The following is a 15,297-nucleotide window of genomic DNA, read 5'->3' on the forward strand; positions in this document are numbered from 1 at the left end:
TGCGCGGCAGGGCCGTAGCGCTCCGGGTCCCGGGCGGCCAGCTTCTCGGTCACCGCCGCGGCAAATCCCGCGTCGGTAATGGCCAGCATGGCGCAGGAGCCGCGGCCAAGGTGGAAGCCCAGTTCCGCTTTGGAGTAGGGCACTTCCAGCCACAGGACGTTGCCTGCCTCGCCAAAGTGGGCGGCCCGGCGGTTGGTGTTGGCCGCCGCGTCGCTGGCCAGCAGCACCAGGCGGGCCTGACGGGCCCGGCAGACGGCGCCCACCGGCTCCTCGCCGATCTCCAGCCGTCCCGCCTTACGGGCCAGGCCCAGCAGGTGGAGAATGGGATCATTGGGCATCCTGGGGCACCTCCTTCATCTGTTCTTCCAGCGCCTGATATACTTCCTCAGGAAGGGGGGCAGAAAAGGCCCGCTCCAGCGCCTTGGACTTTTTGGTCTTAGCCAGACATGCGGGATTGGGACACACATAGGCCCCCCGCCCAGGCAGCTTTCCCCGGAAATCCAGGGACACCTGCCCCTCCGGAGAACGGACTACCCGGATCAGTTCCTTTTTCGGCTTCATCTCCCGGCAGCCAACACACTGGCGCATGGGGATCTTCTTGGGCACAGATCTCACCCCTTTCATGACAAAATTGATATGGATTACTCTTCCTCGCTCTCCACAGGCTCCTCAGCCACCAGAGCGTCGTCCTCCAGCTCCTCCTGCTGGATCTCCTCGATTGGCTCCAGGGGAGCGGAGGCGGGCTTAATGTCGATCTTCCAGCCGGTGAGCTTGGCGGCCAGGCGGGCGTTCTGGCCCTCCTTGCCGATGGCCAGAGACAGCTGGTCGTCGGGCACTACCACGCGGCAGCTCTTGCCGTCGGGCAGAGGCTCCACGCTGACCACGTCGGCGGGAGAGAGCGCGGCGGCAATGTACTCGGCGGGATCGTCGGAGTACTTGATGATGTCCATCTTCTCGCCCTTAAGCTCCTCCACGATGGTGTTGACACGCTGACCGCGGGGGCCGACACAGGCGCCGATGGGATCTACGTTGGGGTCAGCGGACCAGACCGCCAGCTTGGTGCGGGAACCGGCCTCACGGGCGATGGAGCGGATCTCCACGGTGCCGTCGTAGATCTCAGGCACTTCCAGCTCAAAGAGGCGCTTGACCAGGCCGGGGTGGGTGCGGGAGATAATGACCTGGGGACCCTTGGTGGCCTTGCGCACCTCCACCATATACACCTTCAGGCGCTGGCCCTCCACGTAGCTCTCACCCTTGACCTGCTCGTTGGCGCCCAGATAGGCGTCGGTGAACTCAGAGCCGGAGCTGATGCGCAGGGTGACCGCCCCGTTGCGGGGATCGATGCGGGTAACCACGCCGGTGAGCAACTCGTGCTCCTTGGAGGAGAACTCGTCGTATACCATGCCCTGCTCGGCCTCGCGGATACCCTGGATAATGACCTGGCGAGCAGTCTGAGCGGCAATGCGGCCAAAGCTCTTGGGCTTGACCTCAATACGCACCACGTCACCCAGCTCGGCCCGGGGCAGGGCGGCCTTGGCCTCCTGCAGGCTGATCTCGGTGTTGGGATTGTCCACGACCTCTACTACATCCTTCTTCAGGAACATGCGGACGGTGTTGGTCTCGGGGTTGGCGTCCACAATCAGGTTATCGCCCACGCCCTCATGGTCCCGGCGGTACGCCGATACCAGAGCCTGGGTAATCTTCTCCATCATATAGCCGGGCTTGATGCCCTTCTCCTGCTCGATCTGAGCAATGGCGGCAAAAAATTCCTGTCCGTCCAGCTCGTTGCTATTGACCTTTTTCGTTGTTCTCTTAGCCACGTCGGTCTCCTCCTACTATTCTCAGAAGCGGGGGTACAGCCGTACCAGCGCCAGTTCTTTCTTCTCAAATTTCATGGGCGCGCCGCCCACATTCAGGGTCACGTCTCCGTCCTCATAGGACTCCAGCAGCCCCACATAGTCCTTCCGGCCGTCCCGGGCCCGGTAGAGCTTGACCTCCACCTCAGCGCCCTGGAACTGGGCGAAGTGCTCCGGCTTTTTCAGTGCCCGGTCCGCTCCGGCGGAGGACACCTCCAGGGTGTAGCTGCCCTCAATGGGGTCGGCCTCGTCCAGAGCATCGGACAGGGGGCGGGAGACCGCCTCGCAGTCGTTGATGGACACGCCCCCCTCCTTATCAATATAGAAGCGGAGATACCACTCCCCTGCCTCCTTTACATATTCCACATCCCACAGGGAGCAGCCCGCCGCCTCCACGAAGGGCTGGGCAAGCTGGGCCGCCATCTCGGTCACTTTTGCCATGTCAAAAACCTCCAAACTGCACTGGGCGCTCCGCTGGCCGACGGTAGTCGAGCCCATTTGGTCAATCAAAAAGAGCGGAGCCGAAACCCCACTCTAGCCAATACTACCATAATTCTTTATTTAATATACCACAGCCCCGTTCCGATTGCAAGGGGCTGGAAGATTATTTTTCCTTTTCGTACAAACGTGGAGGGCGGCATAGCCGCCCTCCACAGGCAATTTTCTCTTAGGAAAGCAGGATTCGGTCGTTATCCAGCTCTTTTCCCGCTCCCTGGCGGAATTTCGCCAGCAAGTCGTCCACGGTGAGGGTGCTGCGCTCCTCCCCCGCCACGTCAAACACCACCCGTCCCCGGTCCATCATCAGGGTGCGGTTGCCCAGTTCCAGGGCCTGGTGCATGTTGTGGGTCACCATCAGGGTGGTGATCTTGTGCTCCCGGACCACCTGCTTGGTGATCTCCAGCACCTTCTCCGCAGTTCCCGGGTCCAGCGCGGCGGTGTGCTCGTCCAGCAGCAGCACCTTGGGCGGCACCATGGTAGACATCAGCAGCGTCAGAGCCTGGCGCTGTCCGCCGGAGAGCAACCCCACCGGCTGGCGCATCCGGTCTTCCAGCCCCATGTCCAGCCGGGCCAGCTGATCCCGGAAAAAGGCCCGGTCCGCCTTGCTGGTACGGCTGAAAAAGGCGTTCTGGTGCTTGGCAGTACGGAGATAGGCCAGCGCCAAATTCTCCTCAATGGTCATGTGGGGAGCCGTGCCCCGCATGGGGTCCTGAAACAGACGGCCCATTTCCCGGCTGCGCCGGTACTCCGGCTTGTAAGTAATATCCTCCCCATCCAGCACAATGGAGCCGCCATCCACATAGAACACGCCGGCGATGGCGTGAAACAGGGTGGATTTTCCTGCACCGTTGGAGCCCACGATGGTAATAAAGTCTCCATCTTCTACTGTCAGACTCAACCCGGACAAAGCCGTCTTTTCGTTGACGGTTCCGGGGTTAAAGGTCTTGGTCAGATTCTTCATCTCCAGCTTACCCATGGTTACTGCTCCTCCTTTCTTGCAGCAATGGCCCGACGCTTCTGAATCTGGAATGCAGTCCAGCGGCGCACGGCCGGAGCCGCGATGGCGGCACCCACGATGATGGCGGAGACCAGCTTCATGTAGTCGGCGGGAACGTTAAAGCGCAGGGCGGCTGCGTAGATGCAGCGATAGATGATGCTGCCTGCGATAACGCCCACTACACCGCGAGCCATAGAGCTCTTTCCGATGAGGGTCTCGCCGATGACCAGTGCGGCCAGAGCCAGCACCACCATGCCGGTTCCGCTGTTCACATCGGCGAAGGTGCTGTACTGGGCCACCATCGCGCCGGACAGGCCGGTCAAAGCATTGGCTACACACAGACCGACGGTAATAGTAAAGGTGGGATTGATGGAGGAAGCCCGCACCATATCCGCATTGTCACCGGTAGCCCGGATGGACAGTCCCAGCCGGGTCCCTAAAAACAGCACCAGCAGAACCGCCACCACGATCACAATTCCCGCTGTCACTGCCAGCTTATACCAGCTTCCGGCAAAGCCGGCCTCATTGGCCATGGTGTAGATGGTATCAGCCATAAACAAGGATTGATTGCTCTTTCCCATCACCATCAGATTGATGCTGTACAGGCCGATATTGGTAATGATTCCCGCCAAAATAGATGGAACAGATAACTTTGTCTGAAGAAATGCCGTCACAAATCCGGCCAGTGCCGCGGCCAGCATTCCGGCAGGCAGAGCCAGGATCGGGTGACCTGCCAGGCACATCATAGCCGACACTGCACTGCCCAGAACGAAAGCCCCATCTGTGGTCATATCGGCAATGTTTAAAATGGAAAAACTGAGAAATAGAGCCAGCGCCACCGGCGCATAGACAAAGCCCGCTTCCAGTGCGGTTTGAAGTACGGTAACCACAGCAATCGCTCCTCTCAATGGACAGGCCATCCCTCCGCATTTCAGCGGAGGGATGGCGGATGAAAATGTAAAATCCTTTGCAGGTTAATCCTGGGTGGTCTGAACCTCGACCACCTGGGAGCCCATGTCAGAGAACATGGAGTAATCGATGCCCAGGGTCTTCGCGGTATCGGTGTTCACGGTGATAATATCGCCGGAGACAGTGATGAAGTCAGGGAACTCGCCGGTCTGGAGCACCTGGAGGGCCAGGTCAGCGGTCTGAGTACCCAGGTCGGTGTAGTTCACGCCGCAGGTGGCGAAAGCGCCATTGCGGACAAAGGAGTCCGCGCCCGCATAGTGGGGAATCCCCGCCTCAGCCAGCATGGGAGCGATGGCCAGCTCAGCCGCCTGCACCACATTGTCGGTGGGAGTAAAGACTGCGTCTACCTGATCCAGCATGGAGCTGACCGCGGCAATGATCTCGTCAGAGGTGTTGCCGGTCTTCTCAATATAGGAGATGCCCTTGGCGTCCAGGTATTCCTTGGCGTCCTCAATAGCAGGAGCACTGTTTACCTCAGAGGTGGAGTACAGCAGACCCACGGTTTTGACCTCAGGATTCTGGGCCAACATCATATCCAGCAGCAACTCTACATTCAGCGCGTCACTGGTGCCGGTGACGTAGGGAATGCCAGTCAGTTTGGCTACCTCGGGGTAGCTGACCGTGCCGTAAATCACCGGGGTCTGGGTCTGCTGGGCGGTAGAGGCCATCTGCTGAGCTGCCAGCGTACCAATGGGAACGATAGCATCATAGCCGCCGGCGATGATCTCCGCGCCAATCTGAGCCAGAGTGGAAGTATCGTTGTTGCCGTTGAAGTCCTTGTACTCGATCTCCACGCCCAGTTTCTTTTCCTTGGCATCCAGCTCAGCGGTAATGGCGTCCCGGATCTCATTCATGGACGCATGGTCCAGCTGGCGAACCACCGCGATCTTATATCCATCCCCATTTCCGGAGCCAGAGGTGTTCCCAGATCCAGAGGAATTGGACGTTCCAGCGTTGCCGCCGGAGCAGGCCGCCAGAGACAATGCCATGGCACAGGACAGAGACAGAGCCGCAAACTTCTTGACCACGTTGTTCTTTTTCATAATGTTACCTCCATAATTGGCCATTTGGCCGAAATTTGTTTGGGTGGGCGATGGAGGGGCCGCTGCCAACGGCCTTGATTTGGAGTCTTGCGGGTATAAAAAAACAGCCCCTTATCCCACATGGGACAAGAGCCTGACTCCTGCGATACCACCCAAATTGACGTTTTCACGTCCGCTCGCTTCACGCGCCATCACGCGTGCCCGATGGATAACGGGTGGGTCCCCGTCGGCATCTACTAGGTTGCCCGTTCAAGCCGCCCTCGAAAGACCATTCACTCGGCCGCGCCCCGCCCTGATCTCACCACCCAGGACTCTCTTTGGGTTTGCTGCACCGGCTACTCTTCTTTCTCATAGGTTTGGATTGGATTTACTTGTTGGTGCTATTATATGCACGGCCTTTTGGTTTGTCAACCCTTTTTTTCACATCCTACAAAAAGGGCGACTGACTCCAGCCGCCCCTCTGCTATGCATACCACATTATTCCTCTTCCAGTGCTTCCACTGCCTGTTCCAGAGTTTGAGCCTCCAATGCATTGGCCACCCGGCCCAAGTAGTTCACATAGTACACCGCTGCCACCAGCGAAAAGACCGAAATCACTACGCCAGCTACCAGTAAAATAATTGCTTCCGTGTCTATGACTGCGGGTGTCGGAATCAGTGCATACCCGCATGCCACTATGGTCGATGCAGCACTCAGCCACCAAAGGATTTTTCCCCGACGCAAGATTTCATCTTGCTCCAGATTCTCCAGCAGATGTCGGGTTCCCAGAATGACAAGCCACAGTACCACCAAAGTTCCCAAGGTTTTGATGGTACTCAGAATCTGTCCTAATACGCTTCCTGAGCCCACCAAAGCTTGGATAATTGCCAACACAATCAATACGATTTCACAAAGAAAAGCATCTTTGTACTCTGGCCGGACATCTCGCAGCCCATACAGTCCTACCAGGTATACAATACCGCCAACCACCGCCGCGATCCCGCTCAGCAGCACAAAGAACGCAATCAGTCCCATTCCCCCGGTCACAAAGAAGGCGAATGGATTGCTCCATACAATCATAAGCGCAAGAATTGCATTTGCGAGGATCACCGCCAGGGAAACCAGAGTCACAATATTCCCAGTGCGCATTAAGCGAAACTTCCGGGAGGCGTGCAGAGCTGTTTCACGATCGATCGTCATATCCGGCTCACTCTTTTGTTGCTTTTTTATATTTTTATCATGCTCCTATTTTTATATTTTGTCAATTTTGCTTAATCATATTTAAGGCTTGTTTTCTGCTTATTTACCCCACTCTGCATTTTTCCTGTTTTCTGCAACCAATTCTTCTTTTAAGGTTTATATCAATAAACCCACTTTCTATTTGAAGTTTATCACACTAAACCTTCTGTGTCAAGAAAAATCCCCCTGTCAAATGACAAGGGGATTCGAGAACATAAGGATTACCTTTTCGATCTTAAGGCGCCTTTCCCGCAGAAGAGCGCCCATAAAAAATACCCGGCCAAAAGGCCGGGTATTTAGAGGGAGCAAAATTACTCCTCGATCTCAATAACAGCGCTTTTGCCGCGGAAGGTCACCCATATAAAAACCGCCCGGCAAAAGCCGGGCGGCATAGGGAGTTGTTAATTACTCCTCGATCTCAATAACAGCGCCGGAACCCACGGTGCGGCCACCCTCACGGATAGCGAAACGCAGGCCCTTCTCGATGGCGATGGGGGTGATCAGCTCCACCTTCATGTCAACGTTATCGCCGGGCATGCACATCTCGGTGCCCTCGGGCAGGGTGATGACGCCGGTAACGTCAGTGGTACGGAAGTAGAACTGAGGACGGTAGTTGTTAAAGAAGGGGGTGTGACGGCCGCCCTCGTCCTTGCTCAGAACGTACACCTGGCCCACAAACTTGGTGTGGGGGTGAATGGAGCCGGGCTTACACAGAACCTGGCCACGCTCGATGTCGGTCTTGGCGACGCCGCGCAGCAGGGTGCCGATGTTGTCGCCGGCCTCAGCAAAGTCCAGCAGCTTGCGGAACATCTCGATGCCGGTGACGACGGTCTTCTTCTTCTCGTCGGTCAGGCCAACGATCTCGACTTCCTCGTTCATCTTGATGGTACCGCGCTCCACACGGCCGGTAGCGACGGTGCCGCGGCCAGTGATGGTGAACACGTCCTCGACGGGCATCAGGAAGGGCTGATCCGCCTTACGGTCAGGAGTGGGGATATAGCTGTCGACGGCATCCATCAGCTCCTTGATGCAGGCGAAGTCGGGATCGTCCACACCGCCCTCGCAGGTCAGGGCGTTCAGAGCGGAGCCCTTGATGATGGGGATATCGTCGCCGGGGAACTCGTACTTGGACAGGGTCTCGCGGACCTCCATCTCGACCAGCTCCAGCAGCTCCTCGTCGTCCACCTGATCGCACTTGTTCAGGAACACGACGATGGCGGGCACGCCCACCTGACGGGCCAGCAGGATGTGCTCCTTGGTCTGAGCCATGGGGCCGTCGGTAGCAGCGATAACCAGGATAGCACCGTCCATCTGAGCAGCGCCGGTGATCATGTTCTTGATATAGTCGGCGTGGCCCGGGCAGTCAACGTGAGCATAGTGACGGGCGTCAGTCTCATACTCAACGTGAGCGGTGTTGATGGTGATGCCGCGCTCCTTCTCCTCGGGAGCCTTGTCGATGCTGGCGTAGTCCTCGAACTGGGCCTTGCCCTGCATAGCCAGGTACTTGGTGATGGCGGCGGTCAGAGTGGTCTTGCCGTGGTCAACGTGGCCGATGGTGCCGATGTTGACATGGGGCTTGGTACGCTCGAATTTCTGCTTAGCCATTAGAATTTCCTCCTTATATTGCAGTAATCAAACATAAATAAAATGGGTCTTGCATATCAGGGCTATTTTATCCTATTCTGGCCATAATTGCAAGCCTAATTTCCCGGGTGCGGAGCCCCAGGAGTAAAAATTACTCCTGGCTGCGGCCGCGCTCGGCAATGATCTTCTCAGCAATGCTCTTGGGAATCTCCACATAGCTGTGGGGCTCCATGGAGTACTGGCCACGGCCCTGAGTAGAAGAACGCAGGTCGGTAGCATAGCCAAACATGTTGGCCAGAGGCACCAGAGCGTCGATCTGGGTAGCGCCGGGACGGCTCTCCTGGCCCTGGATCTGTCCGCGGCGGCTGTTCAGGTCGCCGATGACGTTGCCCAGGTACTCGTCGGGAGCAATGACAGAAACCTTCATCATAGGCTCCAGCAGGATGGGCTGGGCCTTGCGGCAGGCCTCCTTGAAGGCCATGGAACCGGCAATCTTAAAGGCCATCTCAGAGGAGTCGACCTCGTGGTAGGAACCGAAGGTCAGGTGGACCTTCACGTCCACAACGGGATAGCCAGCCAGAACACCGGCCTGCATGGCACCCTGGATACCAGCGTCGACAGCGGGGATATACTCCTTGGGGATGACGCCGCCGGTGATCTCATTGAGGAACTCATAGCCCTTACCGGACTCGTTGGGCTCCACAGTGATGCGGACGTGGCCGTACTGGCCCTTACCGCCGGACTGACGGGCATACTTGGTATCCTGCTCCACGCTCTTCTTGATGGTCTCCTTATAGGCAACCTGGGGAGCACCCACGTTGGCCTCGACCTTGTACTCACGCAGCAGACGGTCCACGATGATTTCCAGATGCAGCTCGCCCATGCCGGCGATGATGGTCTGACCGGTCTCCTCATCGGTGTAGGTCTTAAAGGTGGGATCCTCCTCGGCCAGCTTCATCAGGGCGATGCCCATCTTCTCCTGACCAGCCTTGGTCTTAGGCTCGATAGCCACGCGGATAACGGGCTCGGGGAAGTCCATGGACTCCAGAATGATGGGGTGCTTCTCATCACACAGGGTGTCACCGGTGGTGGAGTTCTTCAGGCCGATTACGGCGCAGATGTCGCCGGAATAGCAGCACTCGATATCCTCACGGTGGTTGGCGTGCATTTGCAGAATACGGCCGATGCGCTCCTTCTGCTTCTTGGTGGAGTTGAGCACGGTGGTACCGGTGGTCAGAACGCCGGAGTACACACGCACGAAAGACAGACGGCCCACGTAGGGGTCGGTGGCAATCTTAAAGGCCAGAGCGGAGAAGGGACCCTCGTCCTCGGAGTGACGCTCCTCCTCTTCCTCGGTCTCGGGGTTGACTCCCTTGATGGCGGGGATGTCAACAGGAGAAGGCAGATAGTCCACGATAGCATCCAGCAGCTTCTGGACACCCTTATTCTTGTAAGAGGTGCCGCACACCACAGGAACCATCAGGTTATCAATGGTGGCCTTACGGATGGCCCGACGGATCATGTCCTGAGGAACAGGCTGCTCCTCCAGAACCAGCATCATGATCTCCTCGTCAACGTCGGCGCAGGCGTCCAGCAGCTTGGTGCGGTACTCCTGAGCCAGCTCCATCATGTCAGCGGGGATCTCCTCCACGCGCATGTCCTTGCCCAGGTCATCATAGTAGATGTCCGCGTCCATCTCAACCAGGTCGATGATACCCTTAAAGGTCTCTTCCTTGCCGATAGGCAGCTGGATGGGCACCGCATTACACTTCAGACGGTCGTGGATCATGTTGAGCACGTTGTAAAAGTCAGCGCCCATGATGTCCATCTTGTTGACGTAAATCATGCGGGGGACCTTGTAGTCGTCAGCCTGACGCCAAACAGTCTCGGACTGGGGCTCTACGCCGCCCTTGGCGCACATAACGGTAACAGAGCCGTCCAGCACGCGCAGGGAACGCTGAACCTCAACGGTGAAGTCCACGTGGCCCGGGGTGTCGATGATGTTCAGACGGGTCTGGGGGAACTGATTCTTGGTTCCCGTCCAGTAACAGGTGGTAGCAGCGGAAGTAATGGTGATGCCGCGCTCCTGCTCCTGAGCCATCCAGTCCATGGTGGCGGTACCCTCGTGGGTCTCGCCGATCTTGTAGTTTACGCCGGTGTAGTAAAGGATACGCTCGGTAGTAGTGGTCTTACCAGCATCGATGTGAGCCATGATGCCAATGTTTCGGGTATTCTGCAAAGAAACTTTTCTAGGCATACTTTGTCTCCTTCTAAATTACCAGCGATAGTGAGCGAAGGCCTTGTTGGACTCGGCCATCTTGTGGGTGTCCTCGCGCTTCTTCACGGCGCCGCCAAGGTTGTTGGCAGCATCCATGATCTCGCCAGCCAGACGCTCCTTCATGGTCTTCTCGCCACGGCTGCGAGCATAGCTGGTCAGCCAGCGCAGACCCAGGGTCTGACGGCGCTCGGGACGAACTTCAATAGGCACCTGGTAGGTAGCGCCGCCCACACGGCGGGCCTTGACCTCCAGGGAGGGCATGATGTTCTCCAGAGCCTGAGTGTAAACCTCCATGGGCTCCTTACCGGTCTTCTCCTTGATGATATCGAAGGCACCGTAGACCACCTTCTGAGCCACGCCCTTCTTGCCATCCAGCATGATGCTGTTGGTAAGCTTGGTAACCAAAACGGAGTTATACAGCGGATCGGGCAGAACCTCCCGCTTGGGTACATTTCCTCTTCTGGGCACTTTGCTTCCCTCCTTCTTATAATAATATAGAAATCATAGGTACTCGAACTGCTTTTTGCAATCCGTGTAATGCCTGTCCGAGGTTTTCCCATATATATAGGTAAACGCTCGGCAAGGCAGCTTGCCTTGCGCAAACGCACAATGCAATCTCAGTGGTCAGCCTCTTAGGACTGACAGGGGAAGTATCCGGTTTGGATTACTTCTTCTTACCGGCCTTGGGACGCTTGGCACCGTACTTGGAACGAGCCTGCATACGGCCGTTGACGCCCTGGGTATCCAGAGTGCCGCGGATGATGTGGTAACGCACACCGGGCAGGTCCTTAACACGGCCGCCGCGGATCATAACCACGGAGTGCTCCTGCAGGTTGTGGCCCACGCCAGGGATATAAGCGGTGACCTCGTAGCCGTTGGTCAGACGCACACGGGCGATCTTACGCAGAGCGGAGTTCGGCTTCTTAGGAGTAGAAGTACGAACGGCAGTGCAGACACCTCTCTTCTGGGGAGAAGGCAGATCGGTCTGGCGATTCTTCAGGGTGTTCAGGCCGTGCTGGAGGGCGGGAGAAGTGGACTTATAGCTCACCTGCTCGCGGCCCTTGCGAACCAGCTGATTAAAAGTAGGCATGATTTTCCTCCTTTCCTGAAATCTGTCCCTTGTGGGACATGGTATTTATTTTAACAAAATAAGGGGGACCTTATTCTGCTAAAACCAAAAAAGTTTTGCGATCACACCAGGGCGGCGATGGCCGCACCCACAGCGATCCCGCAGGCCTCTCCCAGTGCCTTCATGGTGCTCACCTGCTCCAGGGGCACCTGCTGGCGCACCGCCTCCTGTACCAGAGGCTGGAGAATACGGGGGTCTGCGTCCTGGGCCATATACACACGTTTGGCCCGGTGGTCCTTCAAGGCCCGGCGGGTCTGCTTGGCGCCCACCACCTTGTTTTCCTGCTTGAGTTGCTCGATCATAATTCGGTGCCCTCCTCTCCCCCGTTGCCAGGGGCGTTTCATCGGGTAAAAGGGCAGATTGCCCCTACCACCGCAATTTGGAATTATAGCATGTTGTCAAGGCCACGTCAAGCACAGATTTTCTCTAAATTTTCCGTTCTTTCTGTCTATTTTCTCCAGAAGGACAGTATGAGCCTGGAAGTTGGGGAAATACTACCTCAAACAGGGAAAGGAGGTATGCGTTTTGACCGTCCATGTCAACGACAACTGCATCGGCTGCGGCCTGTGTGTCAACATGTGCGGCAACGTCTTTCTGATGACGGAGGAAGGTGTAGCCGCTGCCCGGGACGAGATCTTCCCGGAACAGGAGGCTCCTGCTCAGGAAGCTGCGGAGAGCTGCCCTGTTCAAGCCATTGAGATTCGTGAGTAACCGCTTTATTTCCGTTTTTTCAGCGGCAAAACCGGAATGTCAGGCGGCAAACTCAAAAAGAAGGACACGACTCACGTCGTGTCCTTCTTTTTGGAGCGAGTGACGAGGCTCGAACTCGCTACCTCCACCTTGGCAAGGTGGCGCTCTACCAGATGAGCTACACTCGCAAAATATAAGATGTACCATTGGGTACATCTTATTGCATGATTGCACTTGGAGCGAGTGACGAGGCTCGAACTCGCTACCTCCACCTTGGCAAGGTGGCGCTCTACCAGATGAGCTACACTCGCAAGCGACAATCGGTATTATAACAGAATTTTCAACAATGTCAACCGCTTTTTTAAAATTTTCAAAATTATTTTCAGAGCGGAATCAATTGCAGGCAGGGACCTGCTGGGCATCCCAGACATACCCCTGCTGCGTCATGGTCTGATCTACGTTATAGGCCACATTCCCTGTGCGGCTCAGATCCACATGGCGGTAACCAGAGGCGGTCTGCACCACGTTCCAGAAGTGACTCTGTCCATTCTTCTGCCCGTCAACCACAGAACAGGTAATCCCCACCTGACGGCAAAGCAGACTAAAGGCCAGCGCCACGCCCTGGCTGTCTCCGCCTCCGCCCAGCAGGGCGTCATAAGCAGTGCTTCCCCCTTGGGCAGAATACGCCCCCATGGATTGCAGGGTACCGGTAATTCCATCCAGCTTTTCTTTGATGGTCAGCTCCGTCAATGGCTGGCAGATACGCTCCGCCTCCCGGGAGAGGGAATTGCGCCAGCTCTCCAGCGTCTGCAGAGACTGGTGGTAGGTCAGAGTAACTTCCACGATCCGCTGCTGGCCGCTTTCTGGGTACATGGCCACCTGGGCATCGGGAAAGTCCAGCGCCGTGGCCGGATTGGAGAGGTAGGCCTGCCGCACCAACTGCTGGATGTAGGCCTCATCCTCCTCAAAGTAGCTGATGCGCAGCACGACCTCGGTGTCAAAGGAGGACAGGGCTCGGCTCAGCTCGCTGCGGATCGCGGCAGCTCCCGTGGCGTCTACAATGGAGGCCACCTGCTCCCGGGTGCGGCGGTAGGTGATCTGCACGTCGGCCTCATAGCTGCCCACGATGGAGATGACGCTGTACTTGATGTAATCCACCGCGTAGGCTCCCAAAGGGTCCTCCTGTTTCACCTCCAGGCAGGCTTCATCCATCAGCTTTTTGAAGTCCGCCTCTTCGCCGGAGTAACGGATGGAACCGCTCTCCTCCCCCTGGTTAATGAGGTAGATGAGCGCGTTGACCAGCTCCTGGTAGTTCTGCACCCGCATGGTATTTGCATCGCCCTCGGCAGTCGGGGTAGCGCTGTGAACGGTGACCGAGGAGTAGTCCCGGTTGAGCATGGAGGAACACCCTGTGCTCAAGAGTATCAGGGCAGCCATAACTGCACACATCATCTTTCGCATCCGGGACTCCTCCTCTTATCCGCTCCGGGCGGTCACATACCCAGTTCTTCCTCGATCAGTACCACTTCTGCCTGTTCAAAGCCGGTGGGCTTTCTCCACAGGACGCTCAATCCCCGGCAGATGCGCTCGGGACTCTTACAGTCGTAGCAGCGGTCCGCCTTGACGGCGCAGGGCGTCTTTTTCCCCAGCCGCTGCGCATTCTTGGGGGCAGCCACATTCCGTGCCCGCCACAGGGCCTTTTCAAAATCAGGGGCGATTTTGTTGATGCCCACCACATAGTACACCCGCTTGGGTCCAAACATGGAGGCGGCCACCCGGTTGCAGTTGCCGTCGATGTTGACGATCTCACCCGTCTCCGCCAGGCCGTTCACCGAGGTGAGGTACACGTCGGCCAGCATGGCCCGGCGCAGCTCGCCGCCCTCCCAGTGCCAGATCACCTCATTGTGCTTGGCCAGGCGCTCCGACAGCCCCATGGCCTGAATGGTCATGGAGCCGCCGATGCCCACCGTAGCCCCGTCGATCTGGGCGTCCAGATAGTCTGCCGCCTCCTTGGCCGTGGCAAAGCAGCTGGTCTGAAAGCCCCGCTCCTCCAGATTTTTTCTTACACGTTCCATGTCCGCCATACTTGCTGCTCCTTTCCGGGGAAATCCCCTGTCCTTACACCGCGTCTTTGCGGTAGGTCTTAAAGCCGTTGCCCGTTACCTCGTGGGCGTTGCAGACGATAATGAAGGCATTTTTATCGATCTCAAAGATCATTTCCTTCAGGGTAACAATCTCCTTCTGCTTAAAGGCACACATGAGCACCCGCTTCTCCGATCCGGAGTAAGCGCCCTCGCCCCGCAGCACCGTCACGCCACGGTCCAGGTCCCGCACGATCACATCGGAGACGGCCTGGGCCCGGTCGCTGATGATATAAGCCACCTTGGCGGTATCCATGCCGTAGAGCACCGCATCGGTCACGTAAGCGGACACTACCTGGGCGATCACGCCGTACAGAGCGGCGGTCACATCGCCGAAGGCGATAGCTACCAATACAATGACTGCCAGGTCGATAACCAGCAGCAGCTTGCCCATGGGCGCCCAGGGCAGCTTTAACTTCACCAGGCGAGCGATCAGGTCGGTGCCGCCGGTTGTGGCTCCTTTGACAAAGATAATGCCCAGAGCCAGACCGATCACCGCACCGCCGCAGATGGCGGCCAGCATACGGTCCATGGGGGCAAAATCAAACATCCAGTCGATCACGTCCACCGCTACCGAGGACAGGGCCATGGAGTACAGCGAGGTGACCAGCAGGTGGCCGCCGATATACTTCCAGCCCAGCACAAACAGGGGGATGTTGATGACCAGCACGAAAATACCGATGGGGATGATGGGCAAATAGGCGTTGACCACCTGGCCCACACCGGTGATGCCACCAAAGCCGATGGCGTTGGGGGTGTAGAACCAGTCAAAGCCAACGGCATACAAAATGGATCCAAAGGTGATCCAGAAATAGGCCTCCGCCGTCTTTTTTACTGTAACTTTACTCATAGAAAACCTCCTTACTCCTTTTCAACCATAACACAAAACAATAT

Annotated in this window: 17 protein-coding genes, 2 tRNA genes and 1 other annotated feature; of the genes, 1 reads left to right on the top strand and 18 read right to left on the bottom strand. The window is 57.2% G+C overall.

What is annotated here, in order from left to right:
• From ACLTXB_RS13375 to ACLTXB_RS13435, 13 genes are all read right to left on the bottom strand, one after another.
• A partial coding sequence (locus ACLTXB_RS13375; protein ID WP_428227351.1) for a L7Ae/L30e/S12e/Gadd45 family ribosomal protein occupies positions 1-338 on the bottom strand: 338 nt, incomplete at its 3' end.
• Positions 328-624, bottom strand: a complete 297-nt coding sequence (gene rnpM, locus ACLTXB_RS13380; RefSeq protein ID WP_428227352.1) for an RNase P modulator RnpM — start codon at positions 622-624, stop codon at positions 328-330. The genes ACLTXB_RS13375 and rnpM, both read right to left, overlap by 11 nt.
• 17 nt (positions 625-641) lie before the next feature.
• Complete coding sequence (nusA, locus tag ACLTXB_RS13385; protein ID WP_008981130.1) at positions 642-1,820, bottom strand: transcription termination factor NusA; 1,179 nt, start codon at positions 1,818-1,820, stop codon at positions 642-644.
• A 21-nt stretch (positions 1,821-1,841) separates the two neighbouring features.
• Entirely contained in the window at positions 1,842-2,297 is a 456-nt protein-coding gene (gene rimP / locus ACLTXB_RS13390; RefSeq protein WP_008981131.1) for a ribosome maturation factor RimP, read from the bottom strand.
• Positions 2,298-2,523: 226 nt separating this feature from the next.
• Positions 2,524-3,330: an ABC transporter ATP-binding protein gene (locus tag ACLTXB_RS13395; RefSeq protein WP_110440304.1), complete on the bottom strand. Its 807-nt coding sequence runs from the start codon at positions 3,328-3,330 to the stop codon at positions 2,524-2,526.
• A gap of 2 nt (positions 3,331-3,332) precedes the next feature.
• Entirely contained in the window at positions 3,333-4,271 is a 939-nt protein-coding gene (locus tag ACLTXB_RS13400) for an ABC transporter permease (protein ID WP_428227353.1), read from the bottom strand.
• 54 nt (positions 4,272-4,325) lie between these two features.
• Entirely contained in the window at positions 4,326-5,363 is a 1,038-nt protein-coding gene (locus ACLTXB_RS13405) for an ABC transporter substrate-binding protein (protein ID WP_428227354.1), read from the bottom strand.
• A gap of 118 nt (positions 5,364-5,481) precedes the next feature.
• Positions 5,482-5,724, bottom strand: a binding site (T-box leader).
• Between the two features lie 116 nt (positions 5,725-5,840).
• The gene (locus ACLTXB_RS13410) at positions 5,841-6,542 is read right to left on the bottom strand and encodes a hypothetical protein (protein WP_428227355.1); all 702 of its coding nucleotides are present in this window, start codon (positions 6,540-6,542) and stop codon (positions 5,841-5,843) included.
• Positions 6,543-6,986: 444 nt separating this feature from the next.
• Positions 6,987-8,186, bottom strand: coding sequence for an elongation factor Tu (tuf, locus tag ACLTXB_RS13415; RefSeq protein WP_428227356.1), 1,200 nt, complete (start codon positions 8,184-8,186; stop codon positions 6,987-6,989).
• 130 nt (positions 8,187-8,316) lie between these two features.
• Positions 8,317-10,422, bottom strand: a complete 2,106-nt coding sequence (gene fusA, locus ACLTXB_RS13420) for an elongation factor G (RefSeq protein WP_008981137.1) — start codon at positions 10,420-10,422, stop codon at positions 8,317-8,319.
• Positions 10,423-10,440: 18 nt separating this feature from the next.
• On the bottom strand, positions 10,441-10,911 hold the full coding sequence (gene rpsG / locus ACLTXB_RS13425; protein ID WP_008981138.1) for a 30S ribosomal protein S7: 471 nt from the start codon (positions 10,909-10,911) through the stop codon (positions 10,441-10,443).
• Between the two features lie 196 nt (positions 10,912-11,107).
• Positions 11,108-11,533, bottom strand: coding sequence for a 30S ribosomal protein S12 (gene rpsL / locus ACLTXB_RS13430; protein WP_428227357.1), 426 nt, complete (start codon positions 11,531-11,533; stop codon positions 11,108-11,110).
• A gap of 101 nt (positions 11,534-11,634) precedes the next feature.
• On the bottom strand, positions 11,635-11,874 hold the full coding sequence (locus ACLTXB_RS13435; RefSeq protein ID WP_008981140.1) for a ribosomal L7Ae/L30e/S12e/Gadd45 family protein: 240 nt from the start codon (positions 11,872-11,874) through the stop codon (positions 11,635-11,637).
• A gap of 223 nt (positions 11,875-12,097) precedes the next feature.
• On the opposite strand from ACLTXB_RS13435, the gene ACLTXB_RS13440 reads away from it, so the two are divergent.
• A complete protein-coding gene (locus ACLTXB_RS13440; protein WP_008981141.1) occupies positions 12,098-12,283 on the top strand; it encodes a ferredoxin in 186 nt (61 codons plus the stop codon).
• A gap of 91 nt (positions 12,284-12,374) precedes the next feature.
• On the opposite strand, the gene ACLTXB_RS13445 is transcribed toward ACLTXB_RS13440, so the two are convergent.
• The 5 genes from ACLTXB_RS13445 to ACLTXB_RS13465 all read right to left on the bottom strand — a co-directional run bounded on the left by ACLTXB_RS13445 (position 12,375) and on the right by ACLTXB_RS13465 (position 15,253).
• Positions 12,375-12,450: transfer RNA gene (locus ACLTXB_RS13445), tRNA-Gly, on the bottom strand.
• A gap of 47 nt (positions 12,451-12,497) precedes the next feature.
• Positions 12,498-12,573, bottom strand: a tRNA-Gly gene (locus ACLTXB_RS13450).
• An 82-nt stretch (positions 12,574-12,655) separates the two neighbouring features.
• Positions 12,656-13,723 carry a transglutaminase domain-containing protein gene (locus ACLTXB_RS13455; RefSeq protein WP_428227358.1) on the bottom strand — a complete coding sequence of 356 codons (1,068 nt, stop codon included), beginning with the start codon at positions 13,721-13,723 and terminating at the stop codon, positions 12,656-12,658.
• Positions 13,724-13,755: 32 nt separating this feature from the next.
• Complete coding sequence (locus tag ACLTXB_RS13460; protein WP_428227359.1) at positions 13,756-14,346, bottom strand: lactate utilization protein; 591 nt, start codon at positions 14,344-14,346, stop codon at positions 13,756-13,758.
• Between the two features lie 34 nt (positions 14,347-14,380).
• The gene (locus ACLTXB_RS13465) at positions 14,381-15,253 is read right to left on the bottom strand and encodes a YitT family protein (protein WP_110440300.1); all 873 of its coding nucleotides are present in this window, start codon (positions 15,251-15,253) and stop codon (positions 14,381-14,383) included.
• Positions 15,254-15,297: the final 44 nt, after the last annotated feature.

This window comes from Flintibacter sp. (assembly GCF_046973065.1).